We start from the raw sequence: 4,279 nt of genomic DNA on the forward strand, positions 1-4,279 counted from the left end.
CGGCGCGCGCGGCGGCGGCCTTCCGCGCCGGCGGCGCCCTCCGGCTCGCACGGCTGCTCGCGCTCGCCCCCGTGGCGCTCGCTTTGCTGTTCGCCACCTGCGATTCCGCGCTGGTGGCGCTCGCGGCCGATCTCGCCGCGGCCTACGCCCGGTAGCCTTACCCCGCGCGCCCAACATCCCCGTTTATAAGACCTTCGTCTGCGGTCCTCCGTCCCGGTTGCGCGTCAGCCTCCGACAAGAGACAACGGCGCGGGCCGATGGGCCGTCTCCTCATCTGGGAAAATCTGGGGAATCCGTACATGCCGACCGATATCGAGATCGCTCGTTCCGTTGAACTCAAGCCGATCGTCGAGATCGCGGCCAAGGTGGGCATCCCCGAGGACGCGCTTCACCTGCACGGCAAGCACATCGCCAAGCTGGACGACCGCTTCATCGCCAGCCTGCCGAAGAAGGACGACGCGCGGCTGGTGCTCGTCACCGCCATTAACCCGACGCCCGCGGGCGAGGGCAAGACCACGACCACGGTTGGCCTCGGCGACGCGCTGAACCGCATCGGCAAGAAGGCGGTGGTGTGCCTGCGCGAGCCGTCGCTCGGGCCGGTGTTCGGCGTGAAGGGCGGCGCGGCCGGCGGCGGCTACGCCCAGGTCCTGCCGATGGAGCAGATCAACCTGCACTTCACCGGCGACTTCCACGCCATCACCTCGGCGAACAACCTGCTCGCGGCGCTGGTCGACAACTCGCTCTACTGGGGCAACCCGCTCAACATCGATCCGCGCCGCATCGTGTTCCGCCGCGTCCTCGACATGAACGACCGCACCCTGCGCCAGATCATCTCCGGCGTCGGCGCGCCGGCCAACGGCTACACCCGCGAGGCGGGCTTCGACATCACCGTCGCCTCCGAGATCATGGCGATCTTCTGCCTCGCCAACGACCTGAAGGACCTGGAGGAGCGCCTCGGCCGCATCGTCGTGGCCTACACGCCCGACCGGAAGCCGATCACCGCCAAGGACGTGGACGCGGAAGGCGCGCTCTCGGTGCTGCTGCGCGACGCGCTGCGGCCGAACCTGGTGCAGTCGATCGAGGGCACGCCCGCCTTCATCCATGGCGGCCCCTTCGCCAACATCGCCCATGGCTGCAACTCGGTGATCGCCACCAAGACCGGCCTGTCGCTCGCCGACTGGACCGTGACCGAGGCCGGCTTCGGCGCGGATCTGGGCGCCGAGAAGTTCCTCGACATCAAGTGCCGCAAGTCCGGCATCTCGCCGGACGCGGTGGTGATCGTCGCCACCATCCGGGCGCTCAAGATGCACGGCGGCGTGGCCAAGAGCGAGCTGACCTCCGAGAACGTGCCGGCGCTGGAAGCCGGCCTCGCCAATCTCGGCCGCCACATCGAGAACATGAAGGGCTTCGGCCTGCCGGTGGTCGTGGCGATCAACCACTTCGTCTCCGACACCGACGCCGAGGTGGAGACCCTGAAGCGGCGCGTGAAGTCCGATTTCGGCGTCGACGCCGTGGTCTGCAAGCACTGGGCCGAGGGCGGCGCCGGCGCCGAGGAGCTCGCCCGCACGCTGGTCGATCTGGTGGAGCGCGAGAAGGCCTCGTTCGACTTCCTCTACGGCGACGACCTGCCGCTGCTGGAGAAGGTCGAGACCATCGCCAAGACGCTCTACCGCGCCGACAAGGTGACCGCGAGCGCGGCCATCAAGAAGCAGCTCAAGGAGTGGGAGGCGGCCGGCTACGGCTCGTTCCCGGTCTGCATGGCCAAGACCCAGAGCTCGTTCTCGGCCGACCCGACCGCGATCGGCGCGCCCACGGGCCACACCCTGCCCATCCGCGAGGTGCGCCTGTCCGCCGGCGCCGGCTTCATCGTGGTGATCTGCGGCGAGCTGATGACCATGCCGGGCCTGCCCAAGGTGCCGGCCTCGGTCAACATGCGCCTGCTGGACGACGGCGTCATCGACGGCATCGCCTGAGCCACGGCGGCCTCCCCGGAGGTCGCGATCGTTCGGCGCCCGCCGCGCGTTCCATGCGCGCGGCGGGCGCCTCCTGCGTCTTTCGGCCGGATGGACGCCAAGTCGCCAAGCGCTAATCTCATATGCGTGATCGTAAACAGTCGCGCCCGGCGCGGCGGCGGTCCCCGGAGAACACACCGGCGCATGACCACCGACATTTTCGAACTGTGGCGACGGCAGGTCGCTCTCGCCAACGGCTTCGCCGCCATGGGCCCCTTCGCGGGCTTCGTGATGGCCGCCCGCATCGCGCAGATGACCCGCGAGGCCGGCGCGCCGACGCCGGCCGGCATGGCGGAAGCGCAGCGCATGGTGTCGGAGAAGGTCTCCGCCGCGTTCGAGGGCGGCGTCGCCGCCGGTCGCGTGCTGTCGCGCATGTCCGCGGCCACCACGCCGATCGCCGCCGCCGGCTTCATGATCGCGGCCGGAGAGGCCGCCATCAAGCCCGCCCGGCGCCGCGTGCGCGCCAACGCCCGGCGGCTGTCCCGGCCGGGAGCCTGATCCCAAAGCGCGAAGGGGTTGCGCCTTCCGGTTAGGCGTCGCCCGCAAAAGTCGTGTAGCCTGCGCGCCTGAGGTGCTTCGCGGTTCGGTCTGGAACCGCACGCAACGGGGAACGCATGGTTCGCCACTGGCCTACGCGCTCGCAGGCGCCGACCGCTGCTCGACCCGCGGCGCGCTTGACAGGCGCCCGTAAGACGGAGGTACACCTTCGTCGTGCTCGTCCTCATTCGCCATTTCGTTCGCGGTCGCGCGTGATCACGCCGTCGCGCCAGCGCCTGTCCGCAGCGGCGCGCCACGCGCCGCCGTGCGGCCATCGTCGTCGCGCGGGCGCCGGCAAGCAGCAGCATCCATGAAAAAACACTCGCCTCTCGCCATCGTCGGCCGCGCCTGCCGGCTTCCGGGCGCGCCCGACGTTCCCGCGTTCTGGCGCCTTCTGTCCGAGGGCCGCTGCGCCGTCACCTCCATCGGCGAGGAGCGCTGGAGCTCCGCTCGCTATCTGCACCCCCGCAAGGGCGAGCCCGGCAAGAGCTACACCTTCGCCGCCGGCGTGCTGGACGACATCTACGCCTTCGATCCGGCCGCCTTCGGCGTGTCGCCCCGCGAGGCCGAGCAGATGGACCCGCAGCAGCGGCTGTCGCTGCAGCTCGTGTGGGAGGCGCTGGAGGACGCCGGGATTCCGCCCTCCTCCATCGCCGGCGGCGAGACCGGCGTGTTCGTGGGCGCCTCCGCGCTCGACTACGGCAACCGCATCATCTTCGACCCGGCCTCGGCGGACCCCTATTTCGCCACCGGCAACACGCTCTCCATCGTGTCGAACCGGATTTCGTATCTGTTCGACCTGCGCGGCCCGAGCTTCACGGTGGACACCGCCTGCTCGTCCTCGCTGGTTGCGCTGAACGAGGCGGTGGCGGCGCTGAACGCCGGCCGCATCGAGCGGGCGATCGTGGTGGGCGTGAACATCCTCGCCAGCCCGTTCCCGTTCATCTCCTTCGCCCAGGCCACCATGCTGTCGCCGCAGGGCCTGTGCCGGGCCTTCGACGCTTCGGCCGAGGGCTATGTGCGCTCCGAAGGCGGCGTGGCGCTGGTGATCGAGCGCGCGGACGCCGCCCGCGCCGCCCACCGCCGCATGCGCGTGATGATCGCCGCCTGCGACGTCAATTCGGACGGCCGCACCGTCGGCATGTCGCTGCCCTCCGCCGACGCGCAGCTCGCGCTGCTGGAGCGGGTCTACGCCCAGGCCGACATCGATCTCGACCGCATCGCCTTCATCGAGGCCCACGGCACCGGCACCCGCGTGGGCGATCCGGCCGAGGCGAACGCCGTCGGCGGCCTGCTGAAGCGGCGCACGGCGGGGCCCGTGCCCATCGGCTCGGTGAAGAGCAACGTGGGCCATCTGGAGCCCGCCTCCGGCCTCGTCGGGCTGCTAAAGGCGGATCTGGCGCTGGAGCACGACCTGCTGCCGGCCTCGCTGCACGTGACCGAACTCAACCCGGACATCCCGTTCGACGAGCTGAAGCTCGCGGTCGCGACCCGTCCGACGCCGCTGCCGCGGGGCGCAGCGCCCCGCTACGCCGGCGTGAACTCCTTCGGCTTCGGCGGCACCAACGCCCATGTGGTGCTGAGCGACCCCACGCCCGAGGACCGGGCCGGACGCTCCGCCCCCCGCGCCATCGACGCGGGCGGCCCGACCCCGGTTCTGGCGCTCTCCGCCCGCAGCCGCGAGGCGCTGACCGATCTCGCCGCGGCCTATGCGCGGACGCTCGCCGGCC

Annotated in this window: 3 protein-coding genes; all 3 read left to right on the plus strand. The window is 71.0% G+C overall.

The annotated features are described in order from the left end of the window. Positions 1–299: 299 nt before the first annotated feature. A complete protein-coding gene (locus tag ACFQ4O_RS15570) occupies positions 300–1,973 on the plus strand; it encodes a formate--tetrahydrofolate ligase (RefSeq protein ID WP_378776954.1) in 1,674 nt (557 codons plus the stop codon). A gap of 183 nt (positions 1,974–2,156) precedes the next feature. Then, positions 2,157–2,510, plus strand: coding sequence for a hypothetical protein (locus tag ACFQ4O_RS15575; protein WP_378776956.1), 354 nt, complete (start codon positions 2,157–2,159; stop codon positions 2,508–2,510). A 349-nt stretch (positions 2,511–2,859) separates the two neighbouring features. Further along, positions 2,860–4,279 (plus strand): beta-ketoacyl synthase N-terminal-like domain-containing protein (locus tag ACFQ4O_RS15580; protein ID WP_378776958.1); only part of this gene is annotated, 1,420 nt, incomplete at its 3' end.

The sequence above is a fragment of the Methylopila musalis genome (assembly GCF_042679725.1).
GTDB classification, from domain to species: Bacteria; Pseudomonadota; Alphaproteobacteria; order Rhizobiales; family Methylopilaceae; genus Methylopila; species Methylopila musalis.